15 protein-coding genes are annotated in these 21,185 nt (G+C 46.6%); 13 read left to right on the top strand and 2 right to left on the bottom strand.

Annotation, left to right across the window (positions count from 1 at the left end; genetic code table 11):
• Positions 1 to 3 precede the first annotated feature (3 nt).
• The 9 genes from KO537_RS16715 to KO537_RS16675 all read left to right on the top strand — a co-directional run bounded on the left by KO537_RS16715 (position 4) and on the right by KO537_RS16675 (position 13,608).
• A complete protein-coding gene (locus tag KO537_RS16715) occupies positions 4 to 2,856 on the top strand; it encodes a formate dehydrogenase subunit alpha (RefSeq protein ID WP_219235014.1) in 2,853 nt (950 codons plus the stop codon).
• A 26-nt stretch (positions 2,857 to 2,882) separates the two neighbouring features.
• Complete coding sequence (fdh3B, locus tag KO537_RS16710; protein WP_006083566.1) at positions 2,883 to 3,479, top strand: formate dehydrogenase FDH3 subunit beta; 597 nt, start codon at positions 2,883 to 2,885, stop codon at positions 3,477 to 3,479.
• A gap of 49 nt (positions 3,480 to 3,528) precedes the next feature.
• Positions 3,529 to 4,557, top strand: coding sequence for a formate dehydrogenase subunit gamma (locus tag KO537_RS16705; RefSeq protein ID WP_219235000.1), 1,029 nt, complete (start codon positions 3,529 to 3,531; stop codon positions 4,555 to 4,557).
• 396 nt (positions 4,558 to 4,953) lie between these two features.
• Positions 4,954 to 5,154, top strand: a complete 201-nt coding sequence (locus tag KO537_RS16700; protein ID WP_105250556.1) for a twin-arginine translocation signal domain-containing protein — start codon at positions 4,954 to 4,956, stop codon at positions 5,152 to 5,154.
• Between the two features lie 17 nt (positions 5,155 to 5,171).
• Positions 5,172 to 8,024 (top strand): molybdopterin-dependent oxidoreductase, encoded by a 2,853-nt coding sequence (locus KO537_RS16695; RefSeq protein WP_131525790.1) that lies wholly within the window; start codon positions 5,172 to 5,174, stop codon positions 8,022 to 8,024.
• A gap of 29 nt (positions 8,025 to 8,053) precedes the next feature.
• The gene (fdh3B, locus tag KO537_RS16690; RefSeq protein WP_105250558.1) at positions 8,054 to 8,623 is read left to right on the top strand and encodes a formate dehydrogenase FDH3 subunit beta; all 570 of its coding nucleotides are present in this window, start codon (positions 8,054 to 8,056) and stop codon (positions 8,621 to 8,623) included.
• Between the two features lie 79 nt (positions 8,624 to 8,702).
• A complete protein-coding gene (locus KO537_RS16685; protein ID WP_105250559.1) occupies positions 8,703 to 9,686 on the top strand; it encodes a formate dehydrogenase subunit gamma in 984 nt (327 codons plus the stop codon).
• Between the two features lie 450 nt (positions 9,687 to 10,136).
• A complete protein-coding gene (locus KO537_RS16680; protein WP_219234998.1) occupies positions 10,137 to 11,720 on the top strand; it encodes a methyl-accepting chemotaxis protein in 1,584 nt (527 codons plus the stop codon).
• 496 nt (positions 11,721 to 12,216) lie between these two features.
• Positions 12,217 to 13,608 carry an SEL1-like repeat protein gene (locus KO537_RS16675; protein ID WP_219234996.1) on the top strand — a complete coding sequence of 464 codons (1,392 nt, stop codon included), beginning with the start codon at positions 12,217 to 12,219 and terminating at the stop codon, positions 13,606 to 13,608.
• Positions 13,609 to 13,955: 347 nt separating this feature from the next.
• On the opposite strand, the gene KO537_RS16670 is transcribed toward KO537_RS16675, so the two are convergent.
• Positions 13,956 to 14,867 carry a bile acid:sodium symporter family protein gene (locus KO537_RS16670; protein ID WP_219234994.1) on the bottom strand — a complete coding sequence of 304 codons (912 nt, stop codon included), beginning with the start codon at positions 14,865 to 14,867 and terminating at the stop codon, positions 13,956 to 13,958.
• Between the two features lie 380 nt (positions 14,868 to 15,247).
• Between KO537_RS16670 and KO537_RS16665 the strand changes: the two genes are divergently transcribed.
• The 3 genes from KO537_RS16665 (at position 15,248) to KO537_RS16655 (ending at position 17,940) form a co-directional block, all read left to right on the top strand.
• Positions 15,248 to 16,585, top strand: a complete 1,338-nt coding sequence (locus tag KO537_RS16665) for a coproporphyrinogen III oxidase family protein (RefSeq protein ID WP_105250563.1) — start codon at positions 15,248 to 15,250, stop codon at positions 16,583 to 16,585.
• A 132-nt stretch (positions 16,586 to 16,717) separates the two neighbouring features.
• Positions 16,718 to 16,951 carry a hypothetical protein gene (locus tag KO537_RS16660; protein ID WP_011787794.1) on the top strand — a complete coding sequence of 78 codons (234 nt, stop codon included), beginning with the start codon at positions 16,718 to 16,720 and terminating at the stop codon, positions 16,949 to 16,951.
• Positions 16,952 to 16,998: 47 nt separating this feature from the next.
• The gene (locus KO537_RS16655; RefSeq protein ID WP_219234993.1) at positions 16,999 to 17,940 is read left to right on the top strand and encodes a DUF4424 domain-containing protein; all 942 of its coding nucleotides are present in this window, start codon (positions 16,999 to 17,001) and stop codon (positions 17,938 to 17,940) included.
• 53 nt (positions 17,941 to 17,993) lie between these two features.
• On the opposite strand, the gene KO537_RS16650 is transcribed toward KO537_RS16655, so the two are convergent.
• Positions 17,994 to 19,994 carry a ligand-gated channel protein gene (locus tag KO537_RS16650; RefSeq protein ID WP_219234991.1) on the bottom strand — a complete coding sequence of 667 codons (2,001 nt, stop codon included), beginning with the start codon at positions 19,992 to 19,994 and terminating at the stop codon, positions 17,994 to 17,996.
• A 125-nt stretch (positions 19,995 to 20,119) separates the two neighbouring features.
• On the opposite strand from KO537_RS16650, the gene KO537_RS16645 reads away from it, so the two are divergent.
• Positions 20,120 to 21,133 (top strand): LysR family transcriptional regulator, encoded by a 1,014-nt coding sequence (locus KO537_RS16645; protein ID WP_198572365.1) that lies wholly within the window; start codon positions 20,120 to 20,122, stop codon positions 21,131 to 21,133.
• Positions 21,134 to 21,185: the final 52 nt, after the last annotated feature.

The following is a 21,185-nucleotide window of genomic DNA, read 5'->3' as shown; positions in this document are numbered from 1 at the left end:
GTGATGCGATTAACCCGCAAAACAGACCAGGTTGTCGAAGCTAAAGCGCCAGCACTGGGTCTCAATCGTCGTCAGTTCTTAAAATCGGCAAGTCTTGCCACAGGAGGGATCGCTGCGGCATCCATGCTGGGCACAGGCATGATGCGTAAAGCACAGGCCCAAGAAGATATTGGCCATAATGTTCCCACCGAAGTCAAACGTACCATCTGTTCTCACTGTGCCGTAGGTTGTGGTGTGTATGCAGAAGTACAAAATGGTGTATGGACGGGTCAAGAACCCGCATTCGATCACCCGTTCAACGCTGGCGGTCACTGCGCGAAAGGTGCTGCACTGCGTGAACATGGTCACGGCGAAAAACGCCTGAAATACCCCATGAAGTTAGAAGGCGGAAAATGGAAAAAGATCTCTTGGGATCAAGCGATTAATGAAGTCGGCGATAAAATGGCTTCAATTCGTCAAGAGTCAGGCCCAGATTCAGTCTACTTTATGGGTAGCGCTAAGTTCTCTAACGAACAAGCTTATTTATATCGCAAATTTGCGGCATTGTGGGGTACGAACAACGTCGACCATTCTGCCCGTATTTGTCACTCTACCACGGTAGCCGGTGTTGCTAACACTTGGGGCTACGGTGCGCAAACCAACTCAATCAACGATATTCGCAACTCTAAGTGCATCATGTTTATTGGGGCAAACCCCAGTGAAGCGCATCCTGTTGCCATGCAGCATATTTTGATTGGTAAAGAACGCGGTGCCAAAATCATCGTTGTTGATCCACGTTTCACCCGTACTGCAGCGAAATCTGACGAGTACGTGCATATCCGTCCTGGCACAGACATCCCCTTCATTTATGGCCTGTTATGGCACATATTTGAAAACGGCTGGGAAGATAAAGAGTTTATCAAACACCGTGTCTATGGCATGGATCGTATCCGCGAAGAAGTGAAAAAATACCCCCCAGAAGAAGTTGAACTGGTTGCGGGTGTACCAAAAGCGCAGATGTACCGCGTCGCCAAAATGATGGCTGAAACCAAACCCGGCACAATTATTTGGTGTATGGGTGGCACTCAGCACCACGTGGGTAACTCTAACACCCGTTCATACTGCATGTTACAACTCGCTTTAGGCAACATGGGTGTACCTGGCGGCGGCACTAACATTTTCCGCGGCCATGATAACGTGCAAGGCGCAACCGACTTTGGTTTGTTATTTGATAACTTACCGGGTTACTACGGTTTAACGACTGGCGCTTGGGCTCATTGGAATAATGTGTGGGATCTCGACCCTAATTGGGTAGCGAGCCGTTTCGATCAAGGCGAATATCTAGGACAAAAACCGCAAACCTCTGCGGGTATTCCTTGTTCGCGCTGGCACGATGGCGTGTTAGAAGATAAAACCAAGATAGCGCAAAAAGACAATATTCGTCTGGCGTTCTTCTGGGGACAATCGGTCAACACTGAAACCCGTGGCCGTGAAGTGCGTGAAGCCTTAAACAAAATGGACACCGTCGTCGTTGTCGATCCATTCCCAACCATGGCGGGTGTTATGCACCAACGTCAAGATGGGGTTTATTTACTTCCTGCGGCAACCCAGTTTGAAACCTACGGTTCAATCTCTGCGACTAACCGCTCAGTACAATGGCGTTCTAAGGTCATAGAACCCTTGTTCGAATCCCTGCCTGATCATGTGATCATGTATAAACTCGCCAAAAAAGTGGGTATAGATAAAGAGCTATTCAAGCATATTAAAGTCAATGGTGAAGAACCTTTGATTGAAGATATCACCCGCGAATTTAACACAGGTATGTGGACTATCGGTTATACCGGACAAAGCCCAGAGCGTTTAAAAATGCACCAAGAAAACTGGGGTACTTTTGATGCTGATAGCCTAGAAGCCCCCGGTGGTCCTGCCAAAGGCGAAACCTACGGCTTACCTTGGCCTTGTTGGGGCACACCAGAGATGAAACATCCTGGTACCCAGATTCTGTATAACGAAGCCAAACATGTGAAAGACGGTGGCGGTAACTTCCGTGCTCGCTATGGTGTGGAACATGAAGGCAATAATATTCTTGCCGAAGGTACTTACTCTAAAGGCAGTGAGATCCAAGATGGCTATCCTGAATTTACCGCCGATATGCTTAAGCAATTAGGTTGGTGGGATGACCTGACCGAAAACGAGAAAAAACACGCCGAAGGCAAAAACTGGAAAACTGACATTTCCGGCGGTATCCAACGTGTTGCTATCAAGCACGGCTGTATCCCTTACGGTAACGCTAAAGCTCGTTGTATTGTATGGACATTCCCAGACGATATTCCACGCCACCGCGAACCACTTTACACGCCTCGTCGTGACTTAGTCGCTAAATACCCCACCTACGAAGATCGTATGGTTGCACGTTTACCGACACTGTATAAGTCAATTCAAGACAAGGATTTTGCTAAAGACTTCCCATTGGCACTCACATCAGGCCGCCTAGTGGAATATGAAGGTGGTGGTGAAGAATCCCGTTCTAACCCTTGGTTAGCTGAACTACAACAAGAAATGTTCATCGAAATGAACCCTGCTGATGCAGCGGATCGCGGTATTCGCGACGGTGACAATGTTTTTGTTCATGGTCCAGAAGGCGCCAAAATCACGGTTAAGGCTATGGTGACACCGCGCGTTATTGCCGGTGAATGTTTTATGCCATACCACTTTGCAGGGGTGTTTGAAGGCGAAAGCCTAGCGAAAAACTATCCAGAAGGCACTGTGCCTTACGTGATAGGCGAATCTGCAAACACCATTTTAACTTATGGCTACGACGTTGTGACTCAGATGCAAGAAACTAAGTCCAGCCTATGCCAAATCAGCAAAGCCTAACCTACTTGATGAGGAGATAAGCCATTATGGCAGTCATGAAATTTCTGTGTGACACCAAGCGCTGCATCGAGTGTAACGGTTGCGTCACTGCATGTAAGAACGAAAACGACTCCGCTCTCGAGTGGGGAATTCAACGTCGCCGCGTGGTGACGATCAACGATGGTCTACCTGGCGAAGCCTCAATTTCAGTGGCTTGTATGCACTGTACTGACGCTCCCTGCATGGCCGTATGTCCGGCAGATTGTTTCTACCGTACCGAAGACGGCATAGTGCTACACAACAAAGATACTTGTATCGGTTGTGGTTATTGCTTCTATGCTTGTCCATTTGGTGCACCGCAATTCCCGAAAAAGACTGCCTTCGGTAGTCGTGGCAAGATGGACAAGTGTACTTTCTGTGCCGGTGGCCCAGAAGAAACCTTCTCCGAAGCCGAGCGTAAAAAATACGGTGCTAACCGTATTGCTGAGGGCAAGTTACCTATGTGTGCTGAGCTTTGTTCTACTAAAGCGCTGCTCGCAGGTGATGCGGAAGTGGTATCAAACATTTACCGTCAACGTATGGCCTCTCGAGGCAATCCTAACGTGATTTGGGGTTACAACCCCAAGACAGGTGAGATTAACTAAGCAGAGCGAGGGTTAGGGAGAAATCCCTAACCTCTGGCAAGGAGTGAAAATGTTAAACAAACAGTTAAACAAATCACTGCGCAGTCTGTTTGCTCTGTTGGTGCTCGTCATGGGATTGGGATTAGGTTCAGTCATGAGCTCAAACCCAGTACACGCAAGTGATCAGCAATCGAGTCAACAACAGGCGAAAGCGCAAACCAGCGATGCCGATCTTTGGCGAGCGGTAAAAGCAGGCGATGCCGGCTATACCACTGCGAAAGGGATAGATACTGGGGTGTTGATTAACGTTGCCGGTAACCAAGGTAAAGAACTGAGAAATGAATACTTAACCCCCGTCATGGCGCTAGCCGTGGTAGGTGTGTTTGGTGCTTTCTTATTGTTTTATCTGGTGAATGGTCCATCAAAACTGAGTCATGGCTTTTCAGGCAAGATGGTTTCGCGCTGGTCCAAGGCGGATCTGTGGATCCATTGGGTCATGGCGAGCAGCTGTCTGGCACTGATGTTTACCGGTCTAACCATAATGTTAGGTAAGCATGTCATACAGCCAATGTTAGGCCCCGACCTTTGGGCGCCATTGATCTATGGCAGCAAAACAATCCACGATTGGGCAGGTCCCATTTTTATCGCGGCTTGGGCTGTATGTGTGGTGAAATGGATGCCGTTACAAACCTTCAAGATGTATGATTTGAAATGGTTTTTAGTGGTAGGTGGTTATATCAACTTTGGCCCGTTCAAAGGTAAGCACCCTGACAGTGGTTTCGCTAACGCCGGTGAAAAAATGTGGTTCTGGACCCTGATGTTGTTTGGTTTATTCATCAGCGTATCTGGCATCATGTTGATATTGCCAGGCTTGGATTTACCCCGCGAAGCCTCTATGGGCGCGCTGCTGATCCACTCTATCAGCGCCATTATCTTGATTGCCTTTACTATAGTGCATATTTGGATGGCGACCGTATTGAGCGAAGGCGGTATGGAGTGTATGAAGTCAGGCTATTGTGATGAAAACTGGGCAATCCAGCACCATAATCTCTGGTATGACGAAATCAAGGCCAACGGCAGCTTAAAGTATAAAGACTAAGTTAAACCGCAGCTTTTACATCCTCAAAACACCCCGCATCGCGGGGTGTTTTTTATTTGCACTGATACCCATCGCATTAATTCAATAGTACAAAAAATTAACAACTGAAACAGCGAGATACAAAAATCCGCCAACGCCCTCTTCCCCAGTAGTTCACTAAACTATGAGCGAGTTAACGCTTTAAGAGAACGGCCGCCGATTTCAGGGCTGCAAACTGTTCTAGATCAATTCCTACTCAACCCTTTCCTACTATATTGCCGTCACGCGCGATGATTGATGGTAAACAAGATGATTTCATTATCTTTTCCGTCGCTAATCTTCACTTTTTGATAACAAGATAAACCCCACAAAAAGCCGTGCGATCTCAAAAACTAAACCCTAATTTCAGGAGTCAGCATGAAGCAGCAACCCAGCGATTTATCTCGCCGATCTTTGCTCAAAGCGCTCACCGTCGGCAGCGTAGCGGGTGCCGCCATTGCCGCAACCGGCATGAGCGTGGCACAGGTCAGCGAGAGCAGCAAGGTAACCACTAAAGAGTCAAAGGGTTACCACGAAACTGCGCATATCAGCAGCTATTACGATAGCTTGCGCAGCTAATCTAGGAGAAGTCAGCGATGAAGTTAACTCGCAAGTCCAATGTTGCCACAGTGGCAGACAAACCGGCGTTAGGCATCAGCCGTCGTCAATTTATGAAGCACGCAGGTATCGCCACAGGTGGTATTGCCGCAGCATCTCTGATGGGCACAGGCATGATGCGTCGTGTCGAAGCCAAAGAAGTGCCGCATGATGCGCCAATCGAAATCAAACGTACTATTTGTAGTGCCTGCGCCGTCGGTTGTGGCCTGTATGCCGAAGTACAAAATGGTGTGTGGACGGGCCAAGAACCCGCATTCGACCACCCATTTAACGCTGGCGGTCACTGCGCGAAAGGTGCTGCACTGCGTGAACATGGTCATGGTGAAAAACGCCTGAAATATCCAATGAAATTGGTTGATGGCAAGTGGAAAAAAATCTCTTGGGAAGATGCTATTAACGAAGTGGGCGACCAAATGCTCAACATTCGTAAAGAATCTGGCCCAGACTCAGTGTACTTCATGGGTAGCGCTAAGTTTTCTAACGAAGGTTGTTACATGTACCGCAAATTGGCGGCTATGTGGGGCACAAACAATGTCGACCATTCAGCTCGTATTTGTCACTCTACCACGGTAGCCGGTGTTGCTAACACTTGGGGCTACGGTGCGCAAACAAACTCTTTCAACGATATCCAGAATGCTCATGCCATCTTCCTGATCGGGGCAAACCCAGCAGAAGCGCATCCTGTTTCGATGCAACATATTCTGATCGCTAAAGAAAGAAACAACGCAAAAATCATCGTCGTTGACCCACGTTTCTCTCGCACTGCAGCGCATTCAGACTTGCATTGTGCAATTCGCCCAGGCACTGACATTCCGTTTATTTACGGTATGTTATGGCACATTTTTGAAAATGGTTGGGAAGATAAAACCTTTATCAAGCACCGCGTATTCGAGATGGAAAGTATCCGTGCTGAAGTGAAGAAATTCCCACCTAAAGAAGTCGAAAACATCACTGGCGTGAGCGAAGCCGAGGTTTATCAAGCGGCTAAATTAATGGCTGATAACCGTCCTGGCACTGTGATTTGGTGTATGGGTGGAACTCAACACCACGTGGGTAATGCCAACACTCGCGCTTATTGTATTCTGCAATTAGCACTGGGCAACATGGGCGTTTCAGGTGGCGGCACTAACATTTTCCGTGGCCACGATAACGTACAAGGCGCAACTGACTTAGGTTTGTTATTTGATAACTTACCCGGTTACTACGGTTTGACCTCTGCAGCATGGAGTCACTGGACCCATGTTTGGGATCTGGACATGGCATGGGTGAAAGGTCGTTTCGATCAAACAGCCTACCTTGGCAAAGATCCAATGACGACACCGGGTATCCCTTGTTCTCGTTGGCACGATGGTGTGTTAGAAGATAAGAGCAAGTTAGCGCAGAAAGATAATATCCGTATGGCGTTTTTCTGGGGACAATCGGTCAACACTGAAACCCGTCAGCGTGAAGTGCGTGATGCCTTAGACAAGATGGACACAGTCGTCGTTGTCGACCCATTCCCAACGATGGCTGGTGTTATGCACCGTCGTAAGAATGGCGTATATCTGCTGCCTGCGGCAACTCAGTTTGAGACTCACGGTTCAGTATCTAACTCAGGCCGTTCTATCCAGTGGCGTGAGCAAGTCATCGAGCCACTGTTCGAGTCTAAAACCGACATCGAAATCATGTACCGTTTAGCCCAAAAACTGGGTATTGCCGAGCAGTACACTAAACGCATCGCAATTGAAAATGGTTTACCTGTGATTGAAGAAATCACCCGTGAAATCAACCGCGGTATGTGGACTATCGGTATGACAGGTCAAAGCCCTGAGCGTATCAAGTTACACACCCAAAACTGGGGCACTTTCAGCAACAAGACGTTGGAAGCCGCAGGTGGCCCAGCTAAAGGCGAAACCTACGGTTTACCTTGGCCATGTTGGGGCACGCCAGAAGCTAAGCACCCTGGCACTCAAATCCTCTATAACCAAGCCAAACACGTTAAAGACGGCGGTGGTAACTTCCGCGCCCGTTACGGTGTTGAATATAAGGGTCAAAGCATTTTAGCCGATGGCACTTATTCTAAAGGCGCTGAAATTCAAGACGGTTACCCAGAATTTACTGCCGATATGCTCAAACAATTGGGTTGGTGGGATGATCTGACGGCAGAGGAAAAAGCGGAAGCCGAAGGTAAAAACTGGAAAACAGATTTGTCAGGCGGCATAGTGCGCGTGGCGATCAAGCACGGTTGTATCCCCTTTGGTAATGCTAAAGCTCGTTGTATTGTATGGACTTTCCCTGACCAAGTCCCTGTACACCGTGAACCGTTATACACAGCACGTCGTGACTTAGTGGCGAAATACCCAACCTATGACGACATGCAAGTACACCGTCTCCCTACGCTGTATAAGTCTATCCAAGACAAAGACATGAGCGGCAAGTACCCGCTGGTACTGACATCGGGTCGTCTGGTTGAATACGAAGGTGGTGGTGAAGAATCTCGCTCCAACCCTTGGCTGGCTGAACTTCAACAGGAAATGTTCGTTGAGATAAGCCCTGCCGACGCTGCCGATCGCGGTATTCGTAACGGTGAAGACGTCTGGTTAGAAGGCGCCGAAGGTGGCCGTATTAAGGTGCAAGCCATGGTTACCCCAAGGGTAAAACCCGGCGTTACCTTTATGCCATACCACTTTGCGGGTGTGATGCACGGAGAAAGTTTGGCGCCTAATTATCCAGAGGGAACAGTGCCTTACGTTATTGGTGAATCTTGTAACACTGCGCTGACCTATGGTTATGACCCTGTGACACAAATGCAGGAAACCAAGGCATCACTCTGTCAGATTGTTAAAGCGTAAGTGCAGCTTAAGCTAGGAGAATTGCCATTATGGCTACAATGAAATTTTTGTGTGATACCAAGCGCTGCATCGAATGTAACGGTTGTGTCACTGCCTGTAAAAACGAAAACGACTCCGCTCTCGAGTGGGGGATCCAACGCCGCCGCGTAGTGACAATCAACGATGGTCAACGTGGTGAAGCCTCAATCTCTGTCGCCTGTATGCATTGCTCAGATGCACCTTGTATGGCGGTTTGCCCAGCAAACTGCTTCTACAGAACTGACGACGGCATAGTGCTACACGACAAAGATGCCTGTATTGGTTGCGGTTACTGCCTGTACGCCTGTCCATTTGGCGCACCTCAGTTCCCGAAAAAAGGTGCCTTTGGTAGCCGCGGTAAGATGGATAAATGTACCTTCTGTGCCGGTGGCCCAGAAGAAAACCACTCAGATGCAGAACGCCAAAAATACGGTTCAAACCGTATTGCCGAAGGCAAACTGCCTATGTGTGCAGAACTGTGCGCGACTAAAGCACTGTTAGCGGGTGATGCCGAAGTGGTTTCAAGCATCTTCCGTGAGCGTGTGGCTTATCGTGGTGCTAAAAACGCGGCTTGGAATTAATTCAGGTCAACAGGATCTGTCCACAGACTTAGCTTAGCGCCTATCTAGGTAGGCGCGACTAAGTGAGAGAGGATGTATGATGAACAAATGGTTCAAACACATAGGTTTAGCCATAGCACTGTTATTTAGTGCTGTGTGTATAGCCAATGGTGGTGATGAACTGGCGAATCAAGTTCAACAGTCTGATGCCCAAATCTGGGCGCAACTGAAGGATGGTGCCACGGGATACACTACCTCCCAAAGTGAGTTTCATGCTCAGCCGATCAATACCTATGATTTACGGGTATTGGAGCTGCGTAGCGACTGGTTAGCGCCCGCCTTAATGGCAGCACTATTCGGTATGATCATTATCTTTGTCCTATTTATCAAGGTGAATGGCATCTCCAAGCTGCACCATGGTTTTTCAGGCAAGTTAGTGCATCGCTGGTCTAAGTTTGATGTTTCAATCCACTGGTTAGGCGCGATTCCATGCTTACTGTTGATTTTAACAGGCTTAACCTTGCTGGCTGGTCGCTTCTTCTTCCAACCTTGGTTGGGCGAAGGCATCTGGGAAGCAATCGTCTATGGCGCGAAGCAAATCCATGACGTGATGGCGATTCCCTTCATGATAGGTTGGGCATTGATGACCACCCTATGGGCGAAAAACCAACTGCCAAAAATGTACGACGTAAAGTGGTTCATGGTAGTAGGCGGTTACATTAACTTTGGTCCGTTCAAAGGTAAGCACCCAGATGCAGGTTTTGCTAACGCGGGCGAGAAAATGTGGTTCTGGGCATTTGCCCTGTTTGGATTAGTGATTTCGGCCTCGGGCATGTTATTACTCTTCCCTAACCTGTTCGAGCCAAGCCGTACATTAAGCTTGATCGCCCTGGTACTGCATTCAGTGAGCGCTATCGTGATCTGTGCTTTCTCTATCGTACACATCTTCATGGCAACTGTGATGTCAGAAGGTGGTATGGAATGTATGGTGTCAGGCTACTGTGATGAAAACTGGGCAAGCCAACATCACAACCTATGGTTTGATGAAATCAAAGCCAACGGCACGCTTAAATATAAAGAATAAGACTGGAATCTAGTTGTAGGTATTCCAAAAAATACTTAGCCACTAGCAAACGTAGAGCCCCCGTCAATCACTACTGGCGGGGGCTTTTATTTCAGCATTAGTCATCGGCTTTAAGTATATGTCTGAATTACATTTTGAATCATTTGTAGCATTTGAGTACGAGATCACAAAGACCAATTTAAATGCTAAATCACTGTAAAAAAATTGCATGTATCATAGTTATTTAATAATAAAAACAATCATCTAGATAAAAATTGAACTTAAACAACACAACATTTCGTAACTTAGCAACCAACCAGATGCAACACCAATAAAACAATTCAATTAAAAACAGTATCTTAGTAGACATTTCCATAAAATACTCTCTTGCTGGCTAGCTCACGCACACGCTAAAATTACCTAAAGCGTAATTAAATTACGCATTGCTGCTTTTTATCCTAGAAGGTCACCATGTTTAAAAATGCCAAAACCAGTACATTGACGGCATTGCCATCAGTGTTTACAAGTATCTTACTGATCATCATAGGTATTTCGTGCTATCGCAGTTTTAACGAACTCGGTGAGACCAGTAAAAGCCTAGTCGACAACACTCAGCTCGCAGAAACTTTCACTACAGTACGAGAATCCTTTTTTGAGCTGCGCTTAGCCACCTTAGTCCACAACGGTAAAGCTATCGCCGATCAACAACATAAGGTCGCACAACTCGTCTCTCAACTGACCAAATTTAATACCGACTTCATGGGCGCTGATGCTCAAGCTATTCACACTCTTTTACCACAAACAGAACATTATGTTCGTCTCTACCAAGAAGAACTGGCACTCGCTAAACAAACTGGAGCAGTACCTGAGCTAACCGCTGAGCGTGCTGCGCTCGGGCCTAATGTCAGTAATCAAATCAACCAATTAGTCACGCTGATCACTCAGCGAAATCATGAGTTAGGCAAACAAGCTGAAGATAAAGTCACCTCAACAGAAAGCATCCTACTGGGATTGATCTTGTTCGCGATTGTAGCGTCACTCTTCAGCGCCCTCATTATGAGTAAACAACTCGTCCACATAATCAATGAGATAAAACGGGTAATGGAACGTCTTGCCCATGGCGACCTAACTCATAAAACAAATATTAAAGGACAAAATGAGCTCTGCTCACTCGCAGAAGATCTCGACAGCGTGATAGGTAATCTACGTGAAATTATGTCTGAAATTACCCAAGCCTCGGATCATATGTCCGACCAAATTGGGCAATTGAATGTACAGTCAAATGCCAATAATCATGCACTGCAAATCCACGCCGTTGAAACCGACCAAGTCGTGACAGCCATGACTGAAATGAGCGCCACGGCCCATAATGTCGCGGGTGATGCAGCATCTGCAGCCCAGTTTACTCAACAAGCAAATGCGCAAGCGGATAAATCGAAGAAAGCCGTTGAACAAGCTGCCAACACTGTGATTGCCTTGGTCGCTAAAGTCGATGTCGCCGCTGATGCGATTAATGATATGAACGAAAATACTCGTCATATCGCCGCGATTTTGAATGTAATAGGTGAAATTGCCGATCAAACCAATCTGCTAGCGCTTAATGCAGCCATCGAAGCCGCCCGTGCAGGTGAACAAGGTCGAGGCTTTGCTGTTGTCGCCGATGAAGTTCGCTCACTGGCCGCGCGCACGCAAGCAAGTACCGCAGAAATCAACCAGATGCTGGAACAACTTTATCTTGGTGCCAATGCCGCCGTAACCGCAATGGAGCAAACTAAACACAGTTGCCAACAAGCCGCAGATACCACCAATCTGGTAACGGAAAATCTCGATACCCTGACCACTTATGTGTTCGATATTAATGGGCTCAGTAATCAAATCGCCACCGCAGCAGAAGAGCAAAGCGCTGTGACCGAAGAGATAAACCGTAATCTGGCCACCATTCGTGAAATGGTCGATGAACTGAATCAAAGCGGTAAAGCCACCCTCAATAGCGCAACCTCTTTGGCCGCGACAAAGGAACAACTCGTCGGCGTGGTCTCGCATTTTAAGCTTTAGGTTTAGGCTCCCTAAAAAAAGCTTTTAAATCTGCGGCCTAATAACAAAAATTATTGGGCTGTCAGATTTTTAGATGAGATATAAAGCGAAACACACACCTGCAATATAAATCGCAGCCAAGAAAAATAATCTATTATTATTAATACTATATTTTTATAAAAATTATTTACCAAAAAATGATTAAATTGATTCAGTGTCAACTGTACTAAAGCAATAATAAGAGCGTGAAGCCTATAGTTCAGGAATGAAGATACGTATTGCCCATCTCCCACAATATTGAATACCACTAAAAAACTTCGGACTCAGCTAATCAACGATTAGCTATCGTCGGCTTCCATGTAACGCCAACACACGGCAGTGCTACCGCTGCAATTCATCCGCCTGTCCATAACACAGTGGTAAACCACAAGGCTTGCTTGTAGCATAACAAGCCTCTACGTTAAACAACTTCACTAGCACTACCGCTTACAAGTACCCGCTTAACGACAAGGATGTTATGAAGATATTCACTATTGCTACTCTCCTATTACTGTTGACCGTAAGCTTTGCAGCAACTGCAGAAAAGTCCGCGCTGGAACAGCTATTTGAGCAACAACAATACAACGCTTTCTTGCAACAAGCACAGCAGCAAGCAGCAGAGAACAATGCTGAGGCGTTATTCTTACTGGGTAAAGCCTACCATCTCGGCCGTGGCGTCACGCAAGACAATGCCACCGCCAGCCAATACTATGAACAAGCCAGAGCCTTAGGTTCGGCCCGTGCCAGCCATAATCTAGGCAGCATGGCGCTGGATAATGATCGAAAAATGCAGGCCATCCCCTTGTTAGAAGAAGCGCTGGCGCGGGGTCTTAAACTACCGACCTTATATAACCTAGGACGAGCACACAGTCCGGCAGATCCCAGCTCAAGGTTCTATCTAGCGAAAGCAATCACTGCGGCGCAGCAAGCGGGGAGTTACTTTGGGCAAGCCTTTGAACTCCAGCCCGATAACCTCTATCTGGATAATGCCTCACGCGAGTATCTGCGTGCTTATTTAATGGCGATGCAAAGTGTCGGCAACGAAAGAGAAAGCCTCAACATCCCGCAGTTACGCCAGCAAGCCATAAAGTGGCTAGAATTGGGTATGGCAGCAGATGACGGTACGGCGTGGACAAACTACGGCGCCCTACTGTTAAATGAAAATGACTACAGCGGTGCGAAAGCCGCATTTTTACAAGGTGCTAAGCATCAAGTTGCCATCGCTAACTATCATTTAGGCAGCATGGAAGAGCGCGGTTTGGGCGCAGAAGCCGATAAAGTGCGAGCACTGGCATACTACGAGAAAGCAGCGTTAGCCGGCATGGAACAAGCTAAAACGCCCGCATATAATCTGCTTAATGCACAACTAGAATACGAAAATGATCTCACGAAATTGGAACAGGGCATTGCCCGCTTTAATGCACTAAAACAGCAAGAACAGTATGTTCCCATCTCACTGGACTCAGTTATTCATCGGATAGCGTGGGGCACGTTTCTGGCACAGCAGCGACAACAGATTATTTCGCTGCCAACAGCGGCCAAAACCCAATTAAGCTTGCAGGCCTGTGGTTTAGGCTACAACCAACTGCATGGCAGCACATACAATATTGGAGAAAACTCTCACTGGCGTATGGCGGCGTATCTAACCTTAGCTGACAAAATCGCCTTACCACTAGAAGGCAGAGTCGATGAACATGGCTGCGCCAGTTTAACGATTACCATGACAGATCAGCTGTATCACTTGTTACAACAAGGTGCCGTATTCGGATTACGCTTTCCCAACTACACACTGCCACTGGCATTAAGCCGGCAAGAAAATATCTTGCAGCTAACACTCATGCCTGTCGAGACCCCATTACCGGTTAATTAGTCACAGCATTTTAAGCCTGTGGCCGCGCTTGCTAGGCCACAGACATTATCTATTTTCGACAGCAACATTATACCAATCACATTAAATATCTAATCAGTTCAGAGCCTCACAGGCATCTCAATCCAAGGCGCATTGACGCAGAAATGGTTATTCCCTTTTAAGTCTATGCAACACGGGAGTGGGATGCCTGTGTGGCTCCCGAAGGGCGGCTGATGTTAACTGCATGGCAAAGCGCTTTATACTGCGTTCAAGGCTTTCGACAGAGCACCACTATGCCTTCAAGCCTTCGCCTTGTCTAAAGCGCGTTGAACTCCCGCTGAATGAACAGATATTTAATACGATTGGTATTAATCTTGCGATTCCCTCGCCCAATATCCCGCCAACATGGCGCCAGACAAATTATGCCATATCGAGAATATCGCGCTGGGAATGGCAGAAATGGGGCTAAAGAATTTAATACATAAAGCAGTGGCGAGACCGGAGTTTTGTAGGCCAACTTCGATGGAGATAGTTTTACAGACTGTGTGGTTAAAGCCTAATAAACGGCAGCAGAAATAGCCTAAAGCGAGACCAAGACCATTATGTAAGAACACGGCAAGCAGAATAATGGGGCCAACTTTATCAAACTGATTGGCATTTAACGCCACGATAATCGTAATCGCCATCACAATTGCCAAGATAGAAATCAGTGGCAATGCAGGAGCGACTTTAGCCACCAGCGATTTAAAAAAATGATTGATAATCACGCCAACGCTGACAGGGATCAGCACAATTTTCACTAAACTCAGCAGCATATCGGCGAAGGGTATATCGATCATCTCCCCAATCAACAGCTTAATAATCAGTGGTGTTAACACCACGCCCGCTAAGGTTGATAGTGCCGTCATGGTTATCGATAAAGCCACATCGCCTTTCGCTAAATAACAGACCACATTAGAGGCGGTGCCGCCTGCAACACTGCCCACCAACACCATGCCTATGGTGAGTTCCCTATCTAACCCTAATAACAGGCTGATCAATAATGCACTGAGCGGCATGACAGAAAATTGCAGCACGAGTCCTGCGAGTACAGCACGTTTCTGTTTGAATGCATTAGCAAAATCCTGAAGATCTAAAGTGAGCCCCATAGATAGCATGATGACTACCAACAGCGGCACTATGGCGGATTTAAGCTCAGTAAACCAACTCGGCATCAGATAAGCTGTCATTGCGCCTATCACTGCCAACAGCGGGAAGAAGCGGTTTACGTTTGCCAACATAGTGGGCCCTTTACATCAAGAGGTTATTTTTATCGTTCGGATGATGACAGCCGTCCCTTGGATAGACAAGCGCTAATCCGCCAGCAACAAAATGCCTAGAATGGTGATTTTCAATCTCAGCATTTAGACTGACCCGGCAAGCTAACCCCGCAAATCTACAATAAATTCCGCTAAAAAATGCATGATAAAAATGCATTCTCAATCGCTAAAACATGATCTGCTTAACAAAAAGCCCGTGATTTCCTTGTTAGGAAACCGTAACTTATAACCAGTTCACGTTTTAACAATTACATACGAGGTAGTCTTATTGCGCTAGGTGGTCGTGAATTACCTAAAGCAATTTCGGTGTTTACGGTTAGCACTCTCAGATAGGAATCGTTATGTCATCAGTTATTCAAACGCTCAGCGGCGCTATCGCAACGCCTTATCAAGCGAATATTACCGTCCCTAACTGGATGCTCGGCTCGATGGAACGGGTCATGCAGTACTATGTCGATAAGAATCTTCGCCTCGATACGCTTTCCGCAGAAATGATGCCAGCACCGGTTGAAGGCAAAAAATATATGCTATACGCACATATTCCCTTCTGCCATACCCTGTGCTCTTACTGTACCTTCCACCGTTTTATGTTTAAGGAAGACAAGGCGCGTGCCTACTTCATCTCATTACGTAAAGAGATGGAAATGGTCAAGGCCCTCGGCTATGACTTTGAATCTATGTACATTGGTGGTGGTACCACCACGGTATTAGAAGACGAATTAGCCCGTACCATAGAACACGCTAAAACCCTATTTCCTAGCATTAAAGAAGTCTCCTGCGAGTCCGATCCACAGCATTTAGACAGCCCAGGCTTTAAACAGCTCAAAGGCTTAGTGGATCGCATGTCTATCGGCGTGCAAAGCTTTAATGATGATATTTTAAAAATGACCGACCGACTCGATAAATTCGGCACGGGTCAGCAAACCTTCGACAAGATCATGGGTGCCAAAGAGTTATTCCCTATTATCAACGTCGACCTGATTTTTGGTTTCCGCGGCCAAACCGATGAAGTGATCCAACACGATCTCGACATGGCATCGCGCTTAGACCCAAGACAAATTACCACCTATCCGCTGATGATCACTCATCAAACCCGTAAGAGTGTTAAAGGCAAATTAGCGGCGCCGCAAGCGGATATGGCAAACCAATATCGCCAAATATTAAACAGTCTTAATGGTCAATATAATCAATTATCTGCATGGGCATTTGGTAAAACCGATGACGAAGGATTTGACGAATACGTTATTGATTACGACGAATATTTAGGGGTAGGTTCGGGCTCATTTAGTTTCTTAAATGACACGCTTTATGTGAACACTTTCTCGCTACGTAAGTACCAAGAACGCATCGCAGCGGGTCAAATGGGTGTCGAGCAACAAAAGAACTACAGCAAAAAAGACGTGATGCAATATCGCTTTTTGCTGGGCATGTTCTCCGGCCGTTTATCGCGTAAATATTTCCGCGAAACCTTTGGCGTCAATTTAGATACCGCCTTATTTAAAGAAATGACCTCGATGAAACTGATTGGCGCCATCAAAAACGACCCAACAGATCCAGACAATCTGATCGTCACCGATAACGGCAAGATGATGGGTCTATTGATGATGAAAGAGTTTTACTCAGGCATGGACAACGTGCGCGCTCAATTGCGTAAGCCACTCAAACCCTGCGATATGTAACACTTATTGATGATTGTTGATTCATAAAGACTAAACAGGCCCTTCGAGGGCCTTTTTGTTAACTCGGTTTAAAGGTAATCTTGCCCAGTACTATTAATTGAGCACAATCCCAACAATAAAGGAGTATTCGTTATGGGTTTTAATGAACAAGAAAAACAAGCCTTATTAGCACTCAAAGGCGTTGGCCCTACGGTAATTAAACGCTTCGAAGAAATTGGCATCAGCTCGCTGCAACAACTCGCCCAACACGAAGTGGATGATATTGCTAACTTAGTCGCCAGCATGCTGCGCACCACTTGCTGGAAAAATAGCCCACAAGCGCGAAATGCGATAAGTGCGGCCATCGACCTCGCCCGCGCGCAATAATCGTTCCCCATTGATACTTAAAGCATCCAACTAGAGTTAAGAAGTTCATGTCAGCACACTTAGCCATACCCCTTTTTGCTATAGTTTTACTCGTCTACGGAGAAACTGCCTCTGCCAACGACAGCAGTTTTGGCGATGCTAATGGCTCTATTACCTTGAAATATCAGCCTAATATCAGTATGGATAAAGAGTCCCTCTTCATCAGCGAGACCGAAGTCAGGGTTGATTATGTGTTTACCAACACCAGTTCACAGGATCTTATCGTCCCCATCGCCTTCCCCATGCCACCAATGTTTTTTGGCTCCGCCGATCACAGCAGTATTGATAACTTCACCCTTAAAGTGAATGGCAAAACCCAGCCAACTCAGCACAGGCTGGTTGCCCAACTTGCCGATAAAACCGATATTTCAACCGAGCTGAAACAGCTTGGCTGGGGTGTAGATGAAGTCGCTTACTTTGCCGAATATGCCGAAGTCCCCGAGGGCAAACCCGCGCTCCCCAAGCAATGGTTGGATGAGGACCAACAAATCGCCTTTACCCTAAGTGATTACTTTGTGTGGGAACAAACCTTTCCCGCGGGCCAATCTGTCGCTATCAGCCATAGCTACACGCCAAGCCTCTCAACGGGCATCCCCGATACTGCCAGTAGTATTATTGATACTTACACTGAACTTGCCTGTTTAGATGAAAGCGCCAAACAAGGTATTCGGAAGCGTAATCTCGTTGTCAAACAAGACGGCGAAGATGTTGAATATGGCGTGGAATGGAGCCACCTTAGCTATATTTTGGTCACGGCGAATAACTGGCAAGGGGCGATTAAGGACTTCAAACTCACCCTGAAAAAATCCCAGCCCACTGATCTCATTAGCCTGTGTTTTGATGGCGAGCTTAAAAAAACTGACCCACTCACCTTTGAGTTCCAGCAAAAACAGTTCACGCCAAAGCAAGATCTCAGCGTCCTGTTTATTCGTAAACCGAATTTTGAATAATCAAAAAAGAAGCCAGCTAAGTGCTGGCTTCTTTATAACTCGCTATTTTTAATTTAAAAACTATAGGTCATACCTAACCAGTAACGGCGGCCATCTTCGATATAACCGTATTCTTCTTGGGTAATTTCCTTATCAAAGGCGTTATAAATGCCCGCGCTAAATTTCAGGCTATCGTTCAACTGGTAGTTAGCCCCCAAATCCAGCAGAGTATAAGAAGGCGCGATTAAACTGCTCGATGAAGGTCCAGTCGTCGGTTGGCTCTCTTCGCCACGGTAGTTCACCCTCAACCAAGTGCTTAAATTATCAATAGGCTCGTAGTTGAAAGACGCTTGGATCAAATGCTTAGGCAATTGATTTAATGGGCTACCTTTATAAACACCTGTCTTTTGCTCCGAATCCGTATAGGTATAGTTACCCGTCAAACTCAAGTTTGAGCGAATGCGATAGTCGATACTCAGTTCAATCCCTTGGGTCACAGCTTCGTCGACGTTCACATAAGTCGTTGGATTAGAACCAAATTGATTTGGACCATCAGTACATTGAGTCGCAGGACAGGCAACGCGGGTGATCTTGTCATTAAACTCGTTATAGAACGCACCCGCGCTGGCGGTAATGCTCTCGGTCAGATCAGAATACAGACCTAACTCGTAGTTAACTGAAGTTTCAGGTTGTAAATCTGGATTACCGTACATGTTGCCACCACGGCTGACTTGTCCCCAGTCGGGCACTGTCTGGCGTAAACTCGGCGCCCTAAACCCTGTTGATACACCGCCCTTTAAGGTGGTGCTGTCGGTTAATCCCCACACGCCATAAACGCGCGGACTGACATGATTACCAAAGTTTTCATCATCATCCAAACGCAGCCCCATGGTCAGAGCAAAGTTATCGACAATGCGCCATTCATCCTCAGAAAACACCGACCATTGTTTGCGACTAATATCAGTTAAGTCACTCACTTGGTTACCTGTTTCGTCGGTTAGATCTTGATGGTTGAATGCTGCACCAAAGGTCGCTGTATGACTTTGGCCTAACGTAGTGATAAGGCTAGATTGCGCATCCGTGTTAGTGATTTTCATCTTACGGGATTTATTATCAAACACTTCATGCTTGATATAACTATCCGAAGTACCAAAGTCCCAACGACCTGTATGTGAAAGGGAGAAAGTGCTGTTTTCATATTCTGTCGTTGAAGATTCAGGGCAACCGCGACGACCACAGGCTTCGCCCGGTGCTAACGGTGTGACTGTTTTACCTAAACTGCTGTCGAGTTCTTGGTTAGAAGTGCCAACTTCAAACATGATATCGTGATTTTCATTGGGTGTGAGCGCAAATCTCGCGGTCAAGTTAGTCGCATCGCGACCTCGGTAACCACCATAGATTTGATCTTCTTCACGCTGAGTATATTGACCATAAAGTTGCATCCCTAGCAGATCTTTGATCAAACCACCGTTGACGAAAAAGTTGCCTTGATACACATTTCCCGAGTCAGACTTTTCCTGCAAAGTGCTGTCGAGTCGTACCTCACCCTGCCACTCGTTTGGCACTTTGCGAGTGATAATGTTAATTACCCCACCAATGGCATCCGAACCATAAAGTGACGACATAGGCCCACGAACGATCTCAATTCTATCGATAGCAGCCAATGGTGGCGTCCAAGCGCCTTCAACGCCTGGGCCGTCACTGTTGGTCCGTGTCTCGCGCGAGGATTGGCGTTTACCATCCACTAAAATTAACGTGTATTGGCTACCCATGCCCCGCAGACTGATATCCTGACGGTCTGCACCGCCCGTAATCACTACGCCGGGCACTTCTAACATGGCATCGGTTAAGTCGCGGTAGAAGCGGTTATCCAGATCCTCACGGGTGATCACGCTGATAGAAGCTGGCGCATCACGAATTTGCTGTTCAAATCCCGATGCAGTCACCACGATTCTTTCCATCATCTTTTCTTTATCTGACGCGGTATCCGCAAGGGCATTTGTTACTGGTACTGTGGGCAACAAACATAAAGCGGTGATCACTTGAGCGAGGTACTTCTTACGACTTAACAACATAACCGACAAGTCTCCATTAGAGCAAAGATTGTAAATGAGAACAATTTTCAATACGGCAATGTATCTCTATGTTACAATCAGCTCAAGTTAGACTTTAGGTATTCACTTGTAAGAGTTACTTAAAAATGAATAAAAACATGATCAAAGGGATGATCGTTTTTGCGACAATCGCAGAAAAGGGCTCAATGAGTGCCGCAGCGCAGCAATTAAATCTCAGCTCGTCGGCGGTAAGTCAGCAAGTGACCAAGCTCGAAATGGACATGGGGATCAGCCTGTTCCACCGCAATACCCGCAACCTCACACTCACCGAAGCGGGCAGTTTGTTCTATGAGAATTGCCGCAAGGTCATAGCGATAGTCGAAAGCACAGAGCAGAAACTTAATAACTTGAAAGGTATTCCATCAGGGGAATTAAAGATTGCCGCGCCTATAGGATTTGGCGGCGGCCTGTTAAGCGAACCTTTTAATTACCTGTTGGCAGCACATCCACAGATAAGTTTGAATTTACTGCTGCAAGATGGCCCGATAGATATAGTCAACGACGGTATCGATCTGGCGATTTGCATCGGCCCCTTATCGGATTCCAACTTAATTGCCCGCCATTTAGCCGATTGGCGTATGTTACTGTGCGCCTCCCCCAATTATCTGCCAATGCATAAAAACCTTAGCCACCCAACGGAGTTAGCTGAAATAAATCGGATCTATCACACTTATGCTAAAGGCGATATCTTAACCCACGCCTTCAGCCAAGAGTGTTTTGAACTGACAAGCCAGCGAATTAGCGTCAACAATATGCAGGCGTTAATTCAACTCACACTCGATGGTCTAGGATTTGCCGCTCTGCCCGAACCTGAAGTGCATAAATACCTCGAAAGCGGCCAACTGGTCACCCTATTACCCGAATGGTCACTCAATACCTACAGTGTTTATAGCGTAACGTCGGCGCGAGATAAGCAGCCCGCAAAAGTGAAAGAAGCACTCAATGCACTTAGCCAATACTTTAGTCAGGCAGATTTTCACCAAGCCTATCATGTTAACCTGGGCCATCAAAAAGATGGTGTAAACGATAACGTAACCAATATCTTACCAATTAAAACTAAGAAAAAGTCACATCATCTTGATGTTGGTCACGCATCTTGAGGATACCTTACACGCATTCATTTCTGCGCTAAGCTGGGGTATTCTGCGGTGA

This window comes from Shewanella sp. NKUCC01_JLK (genome assembly GCF_019345615.1).
GTDB lineage: Bacteria > Pseudomonadota > Gammaproteobacteria > Enterobacterales > Shewanellaceae > Shewanella > Shewanella oncorhynchi.
Note: the sequence above shows the minus strand (reverse complement) of the source record. Positions and strands in the feature narration are given on the sequence as shown.